Source organism: Arthrobacter sp. 2RAF22 (assembly GCF_052115325.1).
Taxonomy (GTDB): Bacteria; Actinomycetota; Actinomycetes; order Actinomycetales; family Micrococcaceae; genus Arthrobacter.
Genome location: NZ_JBFRGL010000010.1, coordinates 12,057 through 32,446, shown reverse-complemented (window position 1 = coordinate 32,446; position 20,390 = coordinate 12,057). Strand labels below are relative to the sequence as shown.

Genomic DNA, 20,390 nt, shown 5'->3' with positions numbered 1-20,390 from the left:
TAGAGCTTTCCCTCAGGGCGAAGCGTGGCGGGCGATCAGGTGCACCCTCGCTCAGATATGGGGCCCCTTTCCCCAACCCTCGCTCAGATATGGGGCCCCTTTCCCCAACCCTCGCTCAGATCGTGGGGCTTACCGCGCAAGAGCAACGCCGATCTCACGATTCACTGCGGGGATGATTTCGGTGGCCAGGAGCTCGATGGACCGCGCCGTCTCAGCGAAAGGCAACCCGCCGAGACCGACCTGAGCCAGATACCGCGTGTTGCCGAGGGCGCTATGAATTTCCAGTAGCTTTTCGACGAGCTGTTGGGGGCTTCCCACAAGCAGGCCGCCACCCGGTTCGGTCCATTCATCGAAGGTGTTCCGCGGGAAATGGTCAACTGGCCGGGGCATGTTCTGCTCGAAGTAGGCGCGATAGTAAGGGTAGAAGGTGTCCCGTGCCTGCTGCGACGTCGGCGCCACATAGAAATGGCCACCCGCGCCGACTGGCAGGGCGGCACCGTCGTGTCCCGCGTTTTCAGCGGTCTCCCGGTACAGTTCCACGAGCCGGCGGAATCGTGCCGGCCCGGACAGCAGAGCGATAAACAACGGCAGGCCCAACCGCCCCGCCCGGACGAAACTCTGCGGAGTACCGCCCACGCCCACCCAGATGGGCAACTTTTCCTGGATCGGACGCGGCGCTATGTCCATCCCGGAGACGGTTTGGGTCAGGCTTCCCTCCCAGCGAAGGTTGTCGTTGTCACGCAGCGCGAGCAACATGTTCAGCTTCTCTTCGAACAGCTCGTCATAGTCCTCCAATCTGTGGCCAAACAAGGAGTACGACTCCACAAAGGCGCCACGGCCGGCAATGATCTCTGCCCGCCCGCCCGAAATTAGATCCAGCGTGGAGAACTGCTCGAAGAGCCGGACAGGGTCCTGGGTGGAGAGAACCGTGACGGCGGTGCCCAGCCGAAGGTTGGTGGTTTCCCGAGCGATGGCCGCGAGCACCATTTCCGGGGCAGAGAGGGCGAAATCGTGCCGATGATGCTCCCCCAGGCCCAGGAACGATAGTCCTGCCTGCTCGGCAAGCTTCGCCAGCTCAATGATGTCCTTGACCCGCTGGTGCGGTGACAGGGAGGCTCCGGTCTTGATGTCGCGGGATAGCTCACCGAAAGTGAAGATTCCAAAATCCATAATTAATTGAACATTCAAGTATTTGGATTCATTCCCGAGCCGTTAGTGAGCGAGCGTCCGCCGCAACCCCCACATACCTGAGCGAGCGTCCGCCGCAACCCCCACATACGTGAGCGAGCGTCATGATGGCGCGGAGCGTGCCGGCGTCGTACCCGGACAGTAGGCTGGAGACGCTCGGCAAGATCCGCTACGAAAGGACCGTAGTCATGGCTTACATCACCGTCGGAAATGAAAACAGCACCGASATCGAGMTCTACTACGAGGACCACGGGACCGGCCAGGCAGTGGTCCTTATCCACGGCTACCCCTTGGACGGTTCGTCCTGGGAGAAGCAGGCCGCCGCACTGCTCGACGCCGGCTACCGCGTCATCACCTACGACCGCCGCGGCTTCGGCAAGTCCAGCAAGCCGACCGTCGGCTACGACTACGACACCTTCGCCGCGGACCTCAACACCCTCCTGAACACCATCGATGTGAACGATGCCGTCCTGGTTGGCTTCTCGATGGGTACCGGCGAAGTGGCACGCTACATCAGCACCTACGGCTCGGCCCGGGTGGCGAAAGCAGTGTTCCTCGCATCCTTGGAGCCGTTCCTCCTACAGGCGGCGGACAACCCCGGAGGCGTCCCGCAGTCAGTGTTCGACGGTCTCACGGAAGCCGTCATTTCCGATCGCTATGCTTTCTTCACCGAATTCTTCAACAACTTCTACAACGCCTCCACTTTCCTCGGAACGCACCGCCTGAGCCACGAGGCAGTCGCCGCCAGCTGGAACCTGGCAGCCCAGTCAGGCGCCTACGCTTCGGTGGCGGCGCAGCCCACGTGGCTCACGGATTTCAGGGCCGACATCCCCAAGATCGACGTTCCCGCCCTGATCGTGCACGGCACCGCGGACAACATCCTCCCCATCGACGTCACCGGCCGGAGGTTCGCCGAAGCGCTCCCCAGTGCCGAATATGTCGAAATCGACGGCGCCCCGCACGGCCTGCTGTGGACGCATGGCGCCGAGATCAACCAGGCTTTGCTCGGCTTCCTCGCGAAGTAGGGATTCCTGACAAAAAATTAGGGCGAAACTAACTGAATATCGCGGGAACCTTAACGCCTCTGGTCCAGTCTTAATGCAAGCACAGGCGGAACCCATTCGCCGGCGAAAGCACTAAAGCTGCAAGGGGAGCAGGACCGGCCATGAAGACAACAACAGCCCTGGACGAGGTCACCGCCATCAATGGCGTAATCACCGATCAGCAACCCGTTGACTTCCACGCTTTGGGGCTCGCCGGCTGCATCGACCGCTTGGCCTCACCGCTCCGCCGCCAAGGGACCGAAATCCATTGGGAGACGCCGCACCACGGTGTCGAAATCTCGTCCGGCTCCGCTTCCTTGCTCTACCACGCCGCCAAGGAAGTGCTCAGCAACGCCTTCAAGTATGCGCATGCCCACGACGTCACAGTCCGCTTGGCCGCCGTGTACCACGGGATCCGGCTGACTGTCACGGACAACGGCGCGGGCTTCGACAGCCAGGCGACTCCCGCGGGCGCACACCACGGATTCGGGCTCCGCCTCATGTCCATCGCCGTCAGCGAAGTGGGCGGCGACGTCTCGGTCGTCTCCAGCCCAGGCAAGGGTACCTGCGTCACCGTCACTTTGCCGCTCGACTGATAGGCGTCGATGCCCGACGGCGGCAGGCACCCGCCGTCGTCGGTTTCGGCGCTGCTGGTTCGCTATTCAAGTGAATCTGGTATGAAAGGCGAATGACCCCGTACAAATCGGAACCGCCTCTGGGCGGCTCCCGCGCACACATCAAGTCGATTTTCCCCTCGCTGGCTCCCAGTGAACAGCGGGTGGCGCAATTGTGCCTCGAGTCCCCCGAAACCGTGGCCAGGATGTCGGTAGCCGATCTGGTCACCCGGACGGGCACATCGCCTGCGACGATCGTCCGGGCGTGCAAAAGCATGGGCTTCGACGGATTCCAGCACTTGCGCCAAGTCCTGCTGCGCGATCTGGGCGCCGCGGCACGGGACAGCATCCAGCAGGAAGAATCGGGGGCAACCGGCGAACCCGGTTCCTCGGAGCACCTGGTCTCCGGGATCTTTTCCCGCGCCTCCCACGATATCCGCGGAGCTTTAGGGTCTTTGGACTTCGAGGCGTTCGATGCGGCGGTCCGCGCGATTCGCCAGGGCGGACGCCTGCTGGTGGTGGCGAATGGTGGTTCACTCGCTCCGGCCCAATCGCTTGCCCTGCGTTTTCTGGCCGCGGGCGTTGGATGCGAGGCGCCATCCGACATTGTTTCGCAGCACATCACCGCCAAGCTCCTCTCCGCGGGCGACGTCTGCATCGCCGTGAGCGACAGCGGAATGAACTCCTTCACTGTTGGTTCTGCCCGGATAGCGGCTGAACGCAAGGCCACGGTGATCGGGGTAACCAGCTACGCGAAGTCTGAGCTTGCCGATCTCTCGACCCACACGCTCGTGGCCGGGGCGGAATTCCATTCCTGGAACGACCAGCTGCCTATTGGAAATATCGTCCAGATGCTGGTGCTGTCCGCCCTGCACGCCGCAGTGACCGCGGATTCCCCCGAGGTTGAGCGCGCCCGCTCCGCGGTGTTCGAGGAAGTCCTCCACATGGTGGAAAACCCCGAATAGTTTTTGGCGCGAAACGCGGGCAGTTTCAACTGTTTCCTGTCCGCGCACGGGGAGTTCATCAACTCCGCACCGACCGTTAATGATCGAGCCCCACCCTTCAAGGGTAAGACGTTTCCTAAATAATTCGATTTAGGAAACATCGTTTCCCCGGAGGTGCTCGTGGGCCGACTTGTGCTCAACCAGTTGTCGCGTTCATTCAAGAACGTGTCGGCGGTAAAGAACGTATCGCTCACCGTCGAAGATGGTGATTTCCTGGTCCTGCTCGGCCCCAGCGGCTGCGGCAAGACCACCCTGCTCCGTATGATCGCGGGCCTGTTGGAACCGACGTCGGGCTCGCTCGAACTGGACGGAACGGACATCACCGCCGCTCCATCCAAGAAACGCGATTTGGCGATGGTGTTCCAGAGCTACGCGCTGTATCCGCACCTCAGCGTGGCGAAGAACCTCGCCTTCCCGCTCCACGTGCGGCGCACCGACAAGCAGGAAGTCAAGAAGCGCGTCGAAGCCGTGGCCGACATGGTGGAGATCGGCCACCTCCTGGACCGCAAACCCAAGGAACTCTCCGGTGGCCAGCGCCAACGAGTCGCAGTAGCCCGCGCCTTGGTGCGCGAACCCAAGGCCTTCCTCATGGACGAACCGCTGTCCAACCTGGATGCCAAGCTCCGGACCGCAACCCGGCAGGAGCTGGCCGGACTGCACAAGCGCCTCGGTGCCACGTTCATCTACGTCACGCACGACCAAGTGGAAGCCATGACCATGGCAACAAAGATCGCGCTGCTCAACGGGGGCCAACTCGAGCAACTCGGCACGCCGGAAGAGCTCTACGACAAGCCGGCATCCGTATTCGCCGCAGGCTTCCTTGGTTCCCCTGCCACCAACCTGATCGATGCCGAACTTTCCACCAGCAACGGCTCCATCACCGTCATGGCGCCTTCAGTCGAAGCAGTGCTGTGGGACGGGGAAACACCCCGGCGGGACGTGGTGCTGGGCGTCCGCCCGGAACACCTGAGCATCCACGCACCCGGTTCTTCCGCAGCCGCGCCGAGCTCCGGGGCAGCCCTGCGGGGCATCGTTGACCTGGCCGAAAACCTCGGCAGCGAACAGGTGATCTATTGCCGCGTCGGCGGGAACCGCGTGGCCGTCCGCGCCCCGCGAGGCCAACACTGGGAGCCGGGCAACGCCGTCGTACTCAGTGCCGATGCCAAGAACCTCCATCTCTTTGACCGCGCAAGCGGCCGCCGCCTCGAATGGCAAGCAGACGCGAAGCATGCCTCCACAGCCAGCTCCGCGCAGCCGGCGGCATCTGCCTAGCCTCCCCTCTTCCGGACCCAACCCTGAACCAGCAGCACCCACCCAACCCAGCAATCAAGGAAATATTGTGCGCCCTCTCCGTTCAATTGCACTGACCATCGCCGCCGGCACGGCAGCCCTGGCACTCGCGGGCTGCTCCGGCACCTCGCAGGCCAGCACCGTGAGCAACCAAGCCATCCCTGAGCTCACAGCAGACCAGCAAGTCAACATCACCTTCGAAAGCTACAACCTGGCCCAGGCTGGCGTGTGGACCGATACCGTCAAAGGCCTCGTAGCCGACTTCGAGAAGGCCCACCCCAACATCCACGTCACCGCGCAGGCACCACAGGGCGGCGGCGCCGTCGGGTCCAACACGGTCAGCAGCGTCCAGACGCAGCTCCTTGCCGGACACGCGCCCGACGTCGCGCAGTTGACGTTCGATTCCCTCGACTTCGCCGCCACCCAGCTCGGTGCCCAGCCCATCAGCGACCTCGTCGGCCAGAAAGCCGTCGACGACGCCCTCGGCGGTGCCCACCCGTTCCACCCCAACGCAAAGCACCTGGCCGACTGGAACGGCAAGACCTACGGCATTCCCTACGTTTTCTCCACGCCCGTCCTGTTCTACAACGCCACCAAGCTCGCCGACGCCGGAATCACCAACCCTGACCTCTCCACCTGGGACAAGGTGGAAGCAGCCGCAAAAGCGGTCTCCGCGAAGACCGGAAAACCGTCCTTGGACATCTCCTGCGCAAGCATCGGGGGCAACTGGTGCATGCAGGGTGTCTTCAAGTCGAACGGGGCCCAGGTCCTCTCCGATGACCGCAAGACCATCGGCTTCGGCTCGGACGCGGCCGTGGACACCGTTACGAAGCTCGCACAGCTGACGAAGGACGGCGTGCTGCGCAACGCAGACAGCAACGCACAATACGAAGGCCTCCCCAAGGGCGACACCGCCTTCATCCTCACTACGTCGGCACTCCAGGGCTCATTCATGTCCGCTGCCACCAAGGGCGGTTGGGAGCTCAAAGCAGCCGGCATGCCCTCCTTCGGCAGCAAGCCTGCCGTGCCCACCAACTCGGGATCGGCCCTGTTCGTCCTCTCACAGGATCCAGCGAAGCAGCGCGCCGGCTGGGAATTGATCAAGTTCATGACCAGCGACCACGCCTACGAGCAGATCTCCACCAAGATCGGCTACCTGCCGCTGCGCACCTCGCTCACCGCTCCGGGCGGCTCGCTCTACGACTGGGCCCAGAAGAACCCGCTCCTGGCTCCGAACCTCGCCCAGCTTGACCGCCTGCAGCCGTGGGTTTCCTACCCGGGAAACAGCTACGTGCAGATCGACGACATCCTCGGCAAGGCCGTCGAGAACGTCGTCTACTACGGCAAGGAGGCAAAAACCACCATGGCCGACGCCCAGAAGCGCGCGCAGGACCTGATCCCCTAACCCTTTTCCCCATCAGGAAGGACACAAGCTGTGACAACCACCGCCGAGGACGCAGTCTTCGGAACCCGCAACCGCCCCTACCCCGTAGAGGGCACCTACAACTTCCGGAGCACGGCGGGTTATCCGGCCGCCGCTCCCGCCGCGGCCAGCGAGCCCGCCGCCGCGCGGACCGTCCGTGACGGGAAGCTGTACCGCTCGGACGCGCTCCACGGACTGACCGACGCCGGACGCCGGCAATTCTCCGAGCTCGGCATCCGCCTGGTGATCGACTTGCGAGACCGGACCGAGCTGGCGAAGTCGCCCAGCAACCTTGACGGACTCGCCGTCGACACGAGGCACAACCCGATATTCGAAGAGGGCAACGTCCCCGGTACCGCGGAGATCACCACCCTTTCGCACATCTACATGCTCATGGTCCAGAGCCACGCCCAGCGCCTTGCCACCGCTATCCGCCTCATTGCCGACTCCGGAACGGATCCGGTACTGGTTCACTGCACGGCGGGCAAGGACCGCACCGGCGTCGTGATTGCCCTGGCCCTCCTGGCCGCGGGCGTGGACCGCGAGCAGGTGATCCTCGACTACACAGCCAGCGAGGAAAACCTTCGCGGCGAATGGAGCGAGGCCATGATGGCCGCCGCCTCCAGCCACCCGGGCCTTGCGGGCATCGGCGGGGAACTCCGGGAAATCATCTCCGCGAGCCCCGCCACCGTCCTGGAAACCACGCTGGACCTCATGGACGAAATGTATGGCAGCGCCACCGGCCTGCTCCAGGCACACGGTTTCAGCGACGCCGACCTCGAACGGCTCAGGGATGTCCTGACCATCAGCTCCACCCGCTAGGAAGCACTCACTTACAAGGAGACAAGACCATGAACACCGAACTCCAGCACCCCGCCCCCGAGCACTTCATCCTGCACATCAGTGACACCCACTTCGTGGCCGACAACGACCTCCTGCACGGCAGCGTGGACAGCGACGAGAACCTCCGCCAACTGTTCCGCGACTTCGTGAAGGCCCAGGTCAAGCCCGAAGCACTGGTATTCACCGGCGACCTCGCCGACACTGGCCGCCCCGACGCCTATGTCCGCCTCCGCAACATCGTGGAGCCCGTAGCCGAGGAACTCGGTGCCAAGATCATCTGGGTCATGGGCAACCACGACGCCCGTACCGCCTTCCGTTCGGGCCTCCTCGACTCCGACGCCGGCGAGGAATCCGTTGACATGGTGCACGACGTCAACGGCCTGCGCATCATCGCCCTGGACTCCACCGTTCCGGGCAAGCACCACGGCGAAATCTCCGACGAGCAGCTCGCTTGGCTGTCCGATGTCCTCGCCACCCCGGCCCCGCACGGCACCCTCATCGCCCTGCACCACCCGCCGGTTCCCAGCCCGCTGGAGATGATGGCCATGTTCGAACTCCGCGAGCAGAGCCGCTTCGAGAAGGTCATCGAAGGCACCGACGTCCGTGGCATCCTGGCCGGCCACCTGCACTACTCCACCTTCAGCACCTTCGGCGGCGCTCCCGTCACGGTTGCTTCGGCCACGTGCTACACGCAGGACCTCAACGTCGCGCCGAAGTCGATGCGCGGCCAGAACGGTGCGCAGGCGTTCAACCTGATCCACCTTTACCAGGACAAGATGCTCAGCTCCGTTGTGCCGATCGGCGAGTTCTCCACGGTGTACTCCGTCACGGCTGAGCAGATGGCCGCGTTCGAGAAGATGACCCTCGAAGAGGCCACCGCAGCGATGACCGCTCCCGGTGAGGAGTCCGACGTCGAGTTCTCCATCGCTGCCGAAACGGCCGACGGCGAACTCGCCGCCAGCGCCCGCTAGGCACCGGAAGGAAGCCGCAAGAATGTTTATCGAAACCGCCGGGCCGGCAACGGGCATTACCCTTGCCGGCCCGGCGGGGCTCCCGGCCAATCGGCGTCCCAAGCGCCGCGCGCTAAGCCCCTATCTCTATATCCTTCCCGCCGTGGTCCTGCTTCTCGTCTGGACCTACTGGCCGCTGGGACAGACCGTCAACTTGTCCTTCAACGACTGGAACCTGATTCCTACCAAGCCCAAGCAATACGTTGACGTGCAAAAATACGCGAAGGTCCTGAGCCTGCCCGAACTGCACCAAGCCCTGATCAACACCGGCTTGTATATCCTGGCGTTCCTGGGCATTTCCGTTGCCTTGCCGCTCGTGTTCGCGCTGCTTTCGCGCAAGGTCCAGGGCAAGGCGCGCACCGCGTACCAGGCCCTGATCTTCGTTCCCTTCCTCATCACGCCCGTGGCGAGCAGTGCCATTTGGCGGTGGCTGTTCGCTCCTGAGGGCGGAACGATTCCCGCGATCGCCGCCGCCCTGGGCGCACCGATGGGCAACGTTTTCCGCGATCCCGACAGTTCGATGACGGCGGTGATCGTGATTGTCGGCTGGCAGATGCTCGGCTTCGGCGTGCTGGTGGTATCGGCCGGGCTGGCGGGCATCAGCCCGGACTATGCCGCCGCTGCATCCATCGACGGCGCCAGCGGCAGGCAGATCACGTGGCGGATCATCATCCCGCTGCTCTCTCCGAGCCTGGTGTTCCTCTCGCTCATGACCATCCTGCTGTCCGCGCAGTGGACATATCCCATCATCGACCTTGTGACGCAGGGCGGACCGGGCAACTCATCTACCAACATCTACTACCTGCTGTACCAGTTCGGCTTCAGGAACTTCGACGCCGGCCTGTCCTCCGCGGCGGGCACGCTCTTCTTCCTTGGATTCGGGCTGATTGCCCTCGTCTTCGTGGAACTCTCGGAGCGACTCAGCTTCTACGACAACTAGAAAGAGCCACCATGGCCTTCATCACCATCGCCCCGCCGGCCCAGCCTGGTTCCGTGGACGCCCCGCTTTCAGGGCCGACGAAAGTTTCAGGGCCGACGACGGCGCCTGCCGCCGGGCGCGGACGCCTGCGGTTTGCGTCGTTCCGGCTTGGGTCTTTGCGGCTAGTGCCCAGCCACGCTTTGCTGATCGCCTTGGCGGTCGTCTCCATTTTCCCCATCTACTGGATGTTCGTCACGGCCTTCCGGCCGTCGTCGGACGCTTTGTCCACCAACCCGTTGCCGGGACCCCTGAGCATGGAGAACTTCCAGTACGTCCTGAAGACCATCCCCATCGCGGGCATGCTAGCGAATACCTTCGGCATGGCACTGACCTTGGCGGTGTCCCAACTGCTCGTGGCCATCCTTGCTTCCTACGGCTTTGCGCGCTGGGACTTCCTCGGAAAGAAGGCCTTGTACCTGCTGTTTGTCGGTTCCTGGTTGGTGCCTTTCCAGGTCACCATGATTCCCAACTACCTGCTGGTTTCGCAGATGGGCCTTCTCAACACCATCACCGGCGTCGTCATCCCGCAGCTGTGCTCGGCCTTCGCGGTGATGATGCTGCGGCAACACCTCGAAGCCTTCCCCAAAGACCTCCTGGATGCGAGCCAGATGGATGGTCGGTCATCCTGGAGGACGCTGTGGGAAGTGGTTGTCCCGAACCTCCGGCCAGCGCTGGCAGCCCTGGGCATCATGCTGTTCATCAGCGCCTGGAACGAATACTTGTGGCCTTCGCTGATCATGCAGAAGTCCGATGCCCTGATCCAGGTAGGCATCCGAGGGTTCCTCGGCGCCGAAGGCAACAACTGGGGCGCCATCATGGCAGCGTCCTCGCTCGCCTGTCTGCCGATCTTCCTGATCTACATCTTCTTGCAGCGATACGTGGTGGATGCATTTGTCCGCTCGGGGTTGAAGTAGCCCTGGCCCCGACGCTCGCTCACATATAGGGCCGTTTCTACCGACGCTCGCTCACATAAAGGGACAAATCCGGAAACGCTCGCTCACTAGATGTGAGCGACGGTTTCGAAAAACAACCCCAAAGGTGAGCGAGCGTCTTGGGTGACAGGAAATGCATGATGCCCTGTTACCGTTCGTAAACAGGGCATCACGCCCCGTGATGCGTCCCACATTCCGGCATATCTTGAAGACCTCCCCAACCCACAATCCTTGGAGGTCCCGATGGCAACAGCAGTCGGCCACGATGACTATGCACTTGAACGGGTTCCCGCATCCGCACGCTTTCACTGGTTCTCCGTAGCGACCCAGCGCTTCGGCCAGCTCAGTTCCCTGGCGAGCTTCCTGCTGGGCGCCACCCTCGGCTTCGGCATGGACTTCTGGAGCGCCGTCCTTGCCATCACTCTCGGCTCGGTCATCCTCGAAATCGTCACCATCTTCACTGGTATCGCTGGACAGCGCGAAGGCCTGTCGACGTCGGTACTCGCCCGATGGACCGGCTTCGGCGGAGCCGGTTCATCGCTGATCGGCATCGCCATCAGCCTGAGTGCCATCGGCTGGTTCGGCATCCAGAACGCCGTCTCCGCGCAAGGGTTGGCCAACCTCGTCGGAGTCCTGCCCGCGTGGGCATGGGCCTTGATATTCGGCGTGCTGGTCACCCTGATCGTCATGTTCGGCATGGCTTCCATGGCCTGGACCGCGTACGTCGCAGTACCGGCCTTCCTCCTGCTCGCGGGCTGGTCCATCATTGCCGAATTGTCCAAGCACAGCCTGGGCGACCTCCTCACGGCACCACCGGGAGGACCCACACTCACACTCATCCAGGGCACCACGATCGTGGCGGGCGGTTTCATCGTTGGCGCGGTCATTACGCCGGACATGTCCCGCTTCAACCGCTCCGCCAAGGACGTCGTCAAGCAGACCGTCCTCGGCATCACCCTCGGCGAGTACGTCATCGGCCTCATCGGTGTCCTCCTGGCGTTGGCACTCAAGACCAACGACGTCGTAGCGATCGTCACATCGACATCGGGCTTCATCGGCACACTGATCGTCATCACCGCGACGCTCAAGATCAACGACTGGAACCTCTACGCGGCCTCCTTGGGCATCGTCAACTTTGCCGACCGCACCATGAAACGCAAACTGCACCGCGGTGCCGTCACCCTCACCGTCGGCCTCATCGGCACAGTCCTGGGCGCTGCCGGAATCCTAGGACACTTCACGGACTTCCTTATCCTTCTCGGCGTGGTCTTCCCACCCATCGCGGGCATCATGGTGGCCGAGTATTTCGTGGTCCGGAAATGGCGCCCTGAACTGGAATCCAGCCGCAAGCTCGGCCGTTTGCCTGAGCATGCTCCCGCCTGGGTACCCGCCACGATCGTGATCTGGGTACTCGCCTCCGTCATCGGATACTTCGTGGCTTGGGGACTGCCGTCCATCAATTCCCTCTTCATCGCCTTCATCCTCTACGCCGTCGCAGGGCGACTTGGCCTGATCCGGGGCATCGGCAGCACCAAGACCTACCCGGACCACGAACCCGCCTCCGTCCCGGAACCTGCCGCCTCCTAGGGCCACACCCTGACGCCGAACCCGGCTGCCCCTGAACCCGAAATCAAAGGAGAATCAACCATGATGCGCATCGGCATAGACGTCGGCGGCACCAATACCGACGCCGTCCTCATGAATGGCAGCAGCGTCCTGGCTGCCACCAAGACCCACACCACCGAAGATGTCACCAGCGGAATCGTCAGCGCCCTGCGGCAACTCCGAGAAGCGGCCAGTTTCGATCCCGGCGACGTAGCCGCCGTCATGATCGGCACGACGCACTTCATCAACGCGCTCGTGGAGGGCAAGAACCTGACCCCGACGGCGGCCATCCGCTTCGGACTTCCGGCCACCCGGGCTCTGCCGCCCCTGGTGGACTGGCCGCGCCGCTTGGTGGATGTCCTCGGCGGACACAGCTACCTCTGCCACGGCGGCCACGAGTACGACGGTCGCCAGATCAGCCCCTTCGACGAGCGCGAGTTCCGGGAAGTCCTGGACAAGGTCGCGGATGCAGGGGCCCGCTCCATCGCCCTGTCCTCGGTGTTTTCCCCCATCAATGCCGAGTTCGAGCTGCGGGCAGCACAGATCGTGGACAGCGAATACCCGGAGCTGTCCGTCAGCCTCTCCCACGAGATCGGACGGATGGGCCTGCTCGGCCGCGAGAATGCCACCATCATCAACGCGGCACTCCGCGACCTCGCCGATCACGTCACCTCGGGCCTGAGCCGCACCGTTGCCGAAGCGGGCATCAGCGCTCCCGTATACCTTAGCCAGAACGATGGCACCCTGATGGACATCGACTACGCCCGCAGGTACCCCGTGGCCACGTTCGCGTCCGGCCCCACCAACTCGATGCGCGGGGCCGCGTTCCTTTCCGGAGAGCAGGACTGCGCGGTGGTCGACGTCGGCGGCACCACCACCGACGTCGGCATCCTCCAGTCTGGCTTCCCGCGCGAGGCCTCCACCGACGTCGCGGTCGCCGGGGTACAGACGAACTTCCGCATGCCTGATGTGCTGTCCATTGGAATTGGCGGTGGCAGTTTGGTCCGCTCGCTCGACGGAAGGGTCGAGGTAGGCCCAGGCAGCGTCGGCTACGCGTTGACCGAACGTGCCTTGCTGTTCGGCGGAGATACCCTGACGGCCACCGACGTTGCCGCAGCCGCTGGCCTGATCCAACTCGGTGACAACGACCGCGTCGCAGGGCTTGACCCCGCAATGGTGCGGGCCGCCCTGGAAAGCATCGCTACGCGGACGGCTGAAACCGTTGACCGCATGCGGACCTCGGCCGAACCTGTGCCCGTGGTGGTGGTCGGCGGCGGCGGCTTCCTGGTTCCGGACAACCTGGCCGGCGCCTCGGCAGTGCTGCGGCCCGAGCATGGTTCCGTTGCCAATGCGATCGGCGCCGCCATCGCGCAAGTGGGCGGCGAAGTGGACCGGGTCTTCTCTGTGGATCCCGGCAGCCGCGATTCAGTGCTCGACGCCGCGCGGCAGGAAGCCACCGACCGTGCCATCGCAGCCGGTGCACGCCCCGATTCGGTCTCGATCGTGGACATCGAAGAAGTTCCCTTGGCGTACTTGCCCGGCAACGCCACGCGCATCCGGGTCAAGGCAGTCGGCAACCTGGCTCTTGGAGGCAACAATGCGTGAAATTGATGAAACCCAAATGTCGGACATCGCCCGCGGAGCCGCTGTGCTGGGCACAGGCGGCGGCGGCGATCCCTACGTGGGCAGGCTCCTGGCCGAGCAGGCGCTTCGCCAGCACGGTCCGGTGATACTGCTCGACGTCGACGAGTTGCCGGACGACGCCGTCGTAGTCCCCGTCGCGCTCATGGGCGCACCGACCGTGATGCTGGAGAAGATGCCGGCCGGCGACGAAGCCACGAACGCGCTGCGCGCCGTCGAGCAACTGATCGGCAAGCGCGTCACGCACACCGTCTCCATCGAGGCAGGCGGCCTGAACTCCGTGACTCCCTTTGTTGCCGCGGCGGAACTGGGTTTGCCGCTAGTTGATGCTGACGCCATGGGGCGCGCCTTCCCGGAACTTCAAATGGTCCTGCCGACACTCAGCGGAGTCCACGCAAGCCCCATGACCATGGCGGACGAACGCGGAAATGCGATTACACTGCAGACCGTCGATAATGCCTGGGCCGAACGCTTGGCCCGCGCCGTAACTATCGAGATGGGCTGCACCGCCGCGGTCAGCCTGTATGTCTTGACCGGTAAGCAAATCAAGGAGCTCATGGTTCCCGGAACCATCACCTTGTGCGAACGGCTGGGAACCGGCATCCGAGAAGCCCGCGAGCAGCACCGGGATCCCGTCGCGGTGGCCACGGAGCTGCTGCGCGGCAAGAAGCTGTTCACCGGTAAGATCGTGGACATCCAGCGCAGGACGGAGGCCGGTTTCGCACGAGGCGAGGCACACTTGGATGGCGTCGGCGAGGACCTGGGCTCGCGCTTCGAACTCGCCTTCCAGAACGAACACCTCGTGGCGCGGCGCGACGGCGAAGTGGTGGCCAGCGTCCCGGATCTCATCTGTGTCCTGGACACGGATTCCGGCGAGCCAGTCACCACGGAGATGCTCCGCTACGGTGTCCGTGTCACGGTCCTCGCTGCCCCGTGCGACCCCCGCTGGCGCACCGATGCTGCGCTCGAACTGGTGGGACCTGGCTACTTCGGCTACCACCACGAGTACATGCCAATCGGCTGAATCGCCCGTGCCACAATGATCACCATGAGGACCTATCCCGTGCCAGCACTGCCGTGAGGCAACGAGTACCGGTGGAACGCTATCTGGGCGTGGACGACGTATCCGCGCTGGCCGCGGGAGCAGGTCTGCTGGGGTCCGGCGGCGGCGGGGATGCCGCCGTCGGATCCCGGCTTTTACGGCATGTGCTCCAAGGCGGAGGGCGCGCCCGTCTGGTAGCGGCCGGTGATTTGCCTCCGGACACGGTAGTGGTCCATGTCGGGCTCGCCGGGGCGCCGGACGTCGTCGCGGAGCGGCCACCGGGCGGGGAAGACTTTGCCAACGCTGTTACCGCGCTGGCAGGTGCCCTGCGGCAACGCGTTGGGGCCATTGGCGTGATCGAAATCGGCGGGTTGAACGCCCTCATCCCTTTGGTTGCCGCGCAAGTGCTCGGGCTTCCCGTGGTGGACGGCGACCTCATGGGCCGGGCTTTCCCCCGGATCAGCCAGACAACCCTCGCCGCCGCAGGCCACCGGGCCACGCCCATGGCAGTGGTTGGGCCCGCGGGAGACTCCGTCATTGTCGAATCCGCCTCCATCGATGCGGCGGACAGGATCATGCGCGCCAACGTCGCCGCCCTTGGTGGTGCCGCAGCAGTGGCTCTCTACCCCTGCCGGGCCGACACTTTGGCAGCACTTGGCCTGCCCGGTTCGGTGAGCAAATGCCTCGCGCTCGGCCGGGCCCTCGCCGCTTCGGCGGGGCGCAGTGTTTCGGACCTCGCCAAGCGGCTGGGTGGCGAGCTGCTGTGCGAGGGCAGGGTGGACGAGATCCGGCCCCGCCGCGGCGAAGTCCCCGGCAGCCTCACGGTCACGGACCGCTCAGCCGGGCACATCCTGAGGCTGGACATGCTCGACGAATACCTAAACGTGGCCATCGACGGCGTCTCCCGCGCGTCCGCGCCCGACGTCCTGGCTGTGCTGGACCCCGTGACCTTTGTTCCCGTTCCGCCGGACAGGCTCCGTTCGGGACAATCCATCGCCCTGCTCCGCCTTTCGTCGATTCCGGGTTGGCCGGACGGCGCTGAAGAGCTGATCGGACTCACCGCTTTCGGGATCGACGCCGGCCAGCCGGAGGCCACCCGATGACCGCCGGGTACGCTCCGGTCAGCGTGCGGGATCTCCTCACCGAAACGGTGCTCGCCGGTGCCGCCGTCGTCGCCGGCAGGCAAGGACTCGATCGTCCCGTCCGGGACTTGAGCTGGTACAGCGGGGCGCTCCCGACGACGGCGAACGGTCACCTCATGGTGTGCGCCGCGGCAGCGGTGACGCCGTCCTACCGCTTGGAGGCCCTCGTCCGGCGGGCCGAATCGGCTGGCGTTGCCGCCCTGCTGATCGCCTCCGAGGAACAACCACCCCTGCTCTCCACTCTCCGCCTTGCCGACCGTCTTGGCATTCCAGTGCTGTCCGTTGTGGGGGCCGACCTCGTGGAACTGCTCCACCGGCTCACCATCCGGGTCCGTGCACCGGAAGTGCAGAGGGCCAGGCTCATCGAGGACGTCGTCCGCCGCCTCAGCACTAAGACAACGGCAGAGGACATTCTGGCCGCGTTGGGCTTGGCGTTGTCCCAATCGGTCTGGTTGCTCTCATCGGACGGGAGTGCGATCCACGGCGAACCCATCAGCCTGCCTTCCACGCTCAGGCTGGACCTGGCCGTCCCGCAGCACAGCGATCCCTCCGCCGACGGACAGATCCTGATCCATCCCGTGACCGAGCCAGGCCCAACGCAGGCCGCCGCATGGCTCGCGTCCCACACTGCCGGCAGCGACGAACACCAGCGCATTGCCACCGCCAGTGCCCTGGCGGTGGCCGAACCTTATGTCCGAGCATGGCTCATTAGCCAGCGGGTAGCAGCCGAAAGGGATTCCGTGTTCCACGGCCGCCTTCTCGCGGACCTGATCGCTGGGCAAGGCGTGGTCAGCCAAGACGTCGTGGAACGCGCGCTGTCCGCAGGTTGGCGGCTCCAGGACTGGCACGTGGGAATTCATTTGGTCCGGACCGCGAGGGTGCCGGACCCTTTGCGGGATGATCCGGTCACGTCGATGAGGAAGCTTCGGAACGCCCTTGAGGCCCAAAAGCTCATGGGACCCGTGGTGGACCGCGGTGATGGGTGGACAGTTTGGATCAGCAGCGCCACCGAACCGCCGTCGTCGGATGGCCGCCGGGTCCTGCGTTCGGTGCGCCTCATGCTGGCCCAGCTGCCCGCACACTGGGAGGTGGTGGCCGGAGTGGGGCGCGTTCATCACGGACCCGGAGGGCTGGTCAGCAGCCTCCTGGAGGCCCGCGACGCCGCAACATTGGCGAGGACCCACGAATACCGTCCTGCGGCCGAACACATCGATGAGCTGGGCGTCGCGAGGCTCTTGGCCGCGTGGCAGGAGTCCGAGATCCTGCGGGCCTTCGCCGAGACCGCGTTGGCCCCGCTCAAAGGCGTGGACGGCGGCCAACTCCTACGCACCTTGCGGGCCTACCTCGAGGCCGGGGGCTCGGTGTCCACCACGAGCATCGTTCTGGGCCTGCACCGCAACACCGTCACGGCACGCCTGCACCGTCTCCGCGAGCGCCTGGGCGTGGACCTGGATGATCCCAACCAGCGGCTTGCACTTCAATTGGCCTGCCGCAGCATCGAGACCGAGCACGGTTAAGGGTTCCGACAGTTCAGGGCAACCCGCACAGTCATCCCGTATTCGCAGTGCTCGCTGCCCGTTCCGGGTTGTGAACGGGGGACCTAGTGTTGCCAGCACATGTACCCCTACAGGAGGATCTGTCATGCATCTTCGAGTCATAGTCCCCGTCATCGGCGACACCTTTGCCGAGTCGGTCGGGGCTGAGATCGCCGCTTGGGTTTCACCCGGGACGACTTTCGACGTGGTCGCCCTCGCCCGCGGAACAGCAAGCATCGAGTCCGAGTACGACGAAGCCCTCGCCGCACCGGGCATCCTCGACCGGATCGACGAGGCAAGCAGCGACGGCGTCGATGCCGTGTTTGTTACCTGCTTCGGCGATCCGGGGGTGCACGCGGCGCGGGAAATTGCGGACTACCCGGTGGTTGGCGGCTTCGAACCGGCAGTCCTCCACGCATTGAGCTTGGGCGAAAGGGTCGGCATCGTCACCGTGCTTCCCAACGTCTTGCCGATGCTGCGCAGCCTCACCCGGCGGTACGGCTTGAGCGAGCGGATCGGCTGCATCCGCGTTGTGGACTTGCCGGTGCTTGGTCTGGAGGACCACGAACTGCTCCTGGACCGCCTCCATGCGCAGGCCTCCGAGGCCGTGGACAAGGGCGAGGCCGATGTTATTGTGCTCGGTTGCACCGGGATGCTTGGGGTGGCTGCTGCACTCCAGCGCCGGCTCGAAGAGAACGGCACGTACGTACCGGTGGTGGAACCCACCGGTGCCGCTGTCACCTGGCTCGAAAGCAGCGTCCGGCTGGGCGTCCGGCCAAGCCGAACCACGTACATGCGTCCGCCCGTGAAGGCCCGCAGCGTTTAAGTCGGTGAGCCTATTCCCGTGCGGCCGAAAGTGCCGCACGGGTGGCCACCAGTTTGGCTTCGGCCCCGGACCTCAGGAAGGCGAGATCCGAGTCGACAGCCAGCAGATCGGCGTCGCGCAACGCACCGCTCAATTCGGCTGAGCCACTGAACGCGCCCGTCAGCTTCCCATGATTCCGCGCCACCGCCAGAACATGGCCGATCGCGTCAAGGGTCTTCGGATCCGTGACCCCATCGGCGCCAAGGGACAGGGCCAAATCGTAGGGACCCACGAAGATCCCGTCGATGCCGTCTGCCTGGGCGATTGCCCCGGCATTGGCCAGCCCCGCGGCGCTCTCGATCATGGCCAGGCACAGCACTTTCCCTTCGGGCTGCAGCAGCGAAGGCGCCGCGATGGCAGATCGTGAGGCCCCGAAACTGCGGACACCCTCTGGCGGAAAGGTGCAGGCGGCAGCGATCGCCGCGGCTTGGGCCGCGGACTCGACCATGGGGACTACAACGCCGGCGGCTCCGGCGTCGAGGGCACGGCCGATCTCCGCCGCGCTGTGCCCGGACGTCCGCACCAAAGCAGGCGTTCGGTTGAGTTCGCAAGCGCGGAGCAAACCGGGAAGTCCGTCCAGGGTGGCGGTGCCGTGTTGCAAGTCGATGCCGATCCAGTCGAATCCACTGCCGGACAAGGCTTCCACGCCGTGCGCATCCAGAAAAGTGAGCCAAGCGCCAAGGCGGTTGTTCGTGTGCGCTGTGTTGGCAGGGATCATCGTTTTCTCCTGGTCAGGTGTACCCTAGCCAAATCTACGGCAGGAACTCGACGGGCCCCTTGGGCAGCCCGCCCCCTCCGGGCCCGGTAACTAGGCATTCCGCCCTTGGACGCCCCAACGCCAGCCGTCGTGCGTACCCGCTTACGGGAGCGCTCGCGAAACAATGGAGTCCCGGCGACGACAGCAGGTCGCAGCGCATCTTGCGGACCATGGGGTGAACGTGTGGCATGGCCACGCCTATGCGTGGGAACTCACCCGGGTTTTGGGCATCAGGCGCGATCGGCTGTGCCAAGCGCGATTGGGATCCAATGAACGCGCTTTCAACTTTTCCCGGTAGCCATCTGTTTGCGTGAGATTTACCCATTTAAATCCGCATGTTCCACGGTGAAAGCCAGAATGAAAGCGCGTTCATTTAGTCGCGTTCGCATCCGACCCGCTCACCCCTGGAGACACTTTGAAACGTCGAATCGTCCTGCTTGGTGCCGTACTGGCCGCCGGATCCCTGCTTTCCACCGCTTGCACGCCGCCTGGCCAAGCATCAGCCTCCGCCAACGAATCCCTCATCATCTACAGCAACTCGGTGTCCGACGGGCGCGGCGATTGGCTGAAGAAGGAGGCCGCGACGGCCGGCTTCAAGATCGACTTCGTTGATCTTGGTGGTGGTGACGTGATGAACCGCCTGACAGCGGAGAAAAACAACGCGGTGGCCGATGTAACGTTCGGCCTGAACAACGTGTACTTCGAGAAGCTCAAGGCCCAGAACGTACTCGATCCCTACACCCCGTCCTGGGCAGGGGACGTCGATGCCTCCTTGGGTGACCAGTCAGGCAAGCAATTCTGGCCGATTGTGCGCGAGCCGATCATGCTCGTCTACAACAAAGCCGCCTACGCCACTCCTGCTGCCGCCCCACAGGATTGGACCGATCTCTGGACCAAGGACCAGTTCAAAGGCAAGTACGAGGTGCCCACCGCACTGGGAGGCGCCACCACCCAGATGGTGCTCGCCGGCATCCTGGCCCGCTACGCCGACACCAACGGTGAGCTCGGGATCAGCGCCGAAGGGTGGGCACAAGTAAAGGCCTACTTCGCCAACGGGAGCCGTGCCGTCACGGGCGAGGACCTGTACTCGCGCATGAAGAAATCCCAGGTGGACGCCGGCCAGATGTGGCTGTCCGGCAAGGCGAGCCGCGAAAAGCAATACGGGATCGCAACAGAAGCCGTGAAGCCCGCCGTCGGGGTCCCCTTCGCTGTTCAGCAGATCGGCCTCATCAAAGGCACCAAGAAGGCCGAAACCGCTAAGAAGTTCATCGACTGGTTCGGTTCCGCAGACGTCCAGGCCAAGTGGTCCAAGCAGTTCTTCACCGCCCCCGCTAACAGCAAGGCCGCCACCACCGCAGATGCGCAGGCTATTCAACAGACTGCCGCCTTCAAGAACCAGGCGATCGACTGGACTTTGGTCGGGAAATTCATCGACAAGTGGGTCGAGAAGATCCAGCTTGAGTACTTGAAGGGCTAG

Annotated in this window: 18 protein-coding genes; 16 read left to right on the top strand and 2 right to left on the bottom strand. The window is 64.3% G+C overall.

Annotation, left to right across the window (positions count from 1 at the left end; genetic code table 11):
• Nucleotides 1-129: 129 nt before the first annotated feature.
• Nucleotides 130-1,170, bottom strand: coding sequence for an LLM class flavin-dependent oxidoreductase (locus tag AB4068_RS09780; protein WP_441433264.1), 1,041 nt, complete (start codon nucleotides 1,168-1,170; stop codon nucleotides 130-132).
• Nucleotides 1,171-1,376: 206 nt separating this feature from the next.
• Here AB4068_RS09780 and AB4068_RS09775 point away from each other — a divergent pair, with 206 nt between their 5' ends.
• From AB4068_RS09775 to AB4068_RS09705, 15 genes are all read left to right on the top strand, one after another.
• Nucleotides 1,377-2,213 carry an alpha/beta fold hydrolase gene (locus AB4068_RS09775; RefSeq protein ID WP_441433263.1) on the top strand — a complete coding sequence of 279 codons (837 nt, stop codon included), beginning with the start codon at nucleotides 1,377-1,379 and terminating at the stop codon, nucleotides 2,211-2,213.
• Between the two features lie 140 nt (nucleotides 2,214-2,353).
• Complete coding sequence (locus AB4068_RS09770) at nucleotides 2,354-2,827, top strand: sensor histidine kinase (protein ID WP_059389398.1); 474 nt, start codon at nucleotides 2,354-2,356, stop codon at nucleotides 2,825-2,827.
• A 92-nt stretch (nucleotides 2,828-2,919) separates the two neighbouring features.
• Entirely contained in the window at nucleotides 2,920-3,810 is an 891-nt protein-coding gene (locus tag AB4068_RS09765) for a MurR/RpiR family transcriptional regulator (protein ID WP_306961939.1), read from the top strand.
• 159 nt (nucleotides 3,811-3,969) lie between these two features.
• Complete coding sequence (locus tag AB4068_RS09760) at nucleotides 3,970-5,121, top strand: ABC transporter ATP-binding protein (protein WP_306961941.1); 1,152 nt, start codon at nucleotides 3,970-3,972, stop codon at nucleotides 5,119-5,121.
• 67 nt (nucleotides 5,122-5,188) lie between these two features.
• A complete protein-coding gene (locus tag AB4068_RS09755; RefSeq protein ID WP_441433262.1) occupies nucleotides 5,189-6,544 on the top strand; it encodes an ABC transporter substrate-binding protein in 1,356 nt (451 codons plus the stop codon).
• A 30-nt stretch (nucleotides 6,545-6,574) separates the two neighbouring features.
• Complete coding sequence (locus AB4068_RS09750; protein ID WP_441433261.1) at nucleotides 6,575-7,384, top strand: tyrosine-protein phosphatase; 810 nt, start codon at nucleotides 6,575-6,577, stop codon at nucleotides 7,382-7,384.
• Nucleotides 7,385-7,413: 29 nt separating this feature from the next.
• Nucleotides 7,414-8,376: a phosphodiesterase gene (locus AB4068_RS09745; RefSeq protein WP_306961946.1), complete on the top strand. Its 963-nt coding sequence runs from the start codon at nucleotides 7,414-7,416 to the stop codon at nucleotides 8,374-8,376.
• Nucleotides 8,377-8,398: 22 nt separating this feature from the next.
• Complete coding sequence (locus AB4068_RS09740; RefSeq protein ID WP_441433260.1) at nucleotides 8,399-9,355, top strand: carbohydrate ABC transporter permease; 957 nt, start codon at nucleotides 8,399-8,401, stop codon at nucleotides 9,353-9,355.
• An 11-nt stretch (nucleotides 9,356-9,366) separates the two neighbouring features.
• A complete protein-coding gene (locus tag AB4068_RS09735) occupies nucleotides 9,367-10,308 on the top strand; it encodes a carbohydrate ABC transporter permease (RefSeq protein ID WP_441433259.1) in 942 nt (313 codons plus the stop codon).
• 261 nt (nucleotides 10,309-10,569) lie between these two features.
• Nucleotides 10,570-11,913, top strand: a complete 1,344-nt coding sequence (locus tag AB4068_RS09730; protein ID WP_441433258.1) for a purine-cytosine permease family protein — start codon at nucleotides 10,570-10,572, stop codon at nucleotides 11,911-11,913.
• A 63-nt stretch (nucleotides 11,914-11,976) separates the two neighbouring features.
• Nucleotides 11,977-13,536: a hydantoinase/oxoprolinase N-terminal domain-containing protein gene (locus AB4068_RS09725; RefSeq protein ID WP_441433307.1), complete on the top strand. Its 1,560-nt coding sequence runs from the start codon at nucleotides 11,977-11,979 to the stop codon at nucleotides 13,534-13,536.
• The gene (locus tag AB4068_RS09720) at nucleotides 13,529-14,596 is read left to right on the top strand and encodes a DUF917 domain-containing protein (RefSeq protein ID WP_441433257.1); all 1,068 of its coding nucleotides are present in this window, start codon (nucleotides 13,529-13,531) and stop codon (nucleotides 14,594-14,596) included. Before AB4068_RS09725 ends, AB4068_RS09720 begins: the two co-directional genes overlap by 8 nt.
• 71 nt (nucleotides 14,597-14,667) lie before the next feature.
• Nucleotides 14,668-15,717, top strand: coding sequence for a DUF917 domain-containing protein (locus tag AB4068_RS09715; RefSeq protein WP_441433256.1), 1,050 nt, complete (start codon nucleotides 14,668-14,670; stop codon nucleotides 15,715-15,717).
• Entirely contained in the window at nucleotides 15,714-17,273 is a 1,560-nt protein-coding gene (locus tag AB4068_RS09710) for a helix-turn-helix domain-containing protein (protein WP_441433255.1), read from the top strand. The genes AB4068_RS09715 and AB4068_RS09710 overlap by 4 nt, the downstream gene beginning before the upstream one ends.
• A 124-nt stretch (nucleotides 17,274-17,397) precedes the next feature.
• A complete protein-coding gene (locus tag AB4068_RS09705; RefSeq protein WP_441433254.1) occupies nucleotides 17,398-18,117 on the top strand; it encodes an aspartate/glutamate racemase family protein in 720 nt (239 codons plus the stop codon).
• A 10-nt stretch (nucleotides 18,118-18,127) separates the two neighbouring features.
• On the opposite strand, the gene AB4068_RS09700 is transcribed toward AB4068_RS09705, so the two are convergent.
• Nucleotides 18,128-18,874: an HpcH/HpaI aldolase family protein gene (locus AB4068_RS09700; protein ID WP_441433253.1), complete on the bottom strand. Its 747-nt coding sequence runs from the start codon at nucleotides 18,872-18,874 to the stop codon at nucleotides 18,128-18,130.
• Nucleotides 18,875-19,328: 454 nt separating this feature from the next.
• Between AB4068_RS09700 and AB4068_RS09695 the strand changes: the two genes are divergently transcribed.
• Nucleotides 19,329-20,390 (top strand): extracellular solute-binding protein, encoded by a 1,062-nt coding sequence (locus AB4068_RS09695; RefSeq protein WP_441433252.1) that lies wholly within the window; start codon nucleotides 19,329-19,331, stop codon nucleotides 20,388-20,390.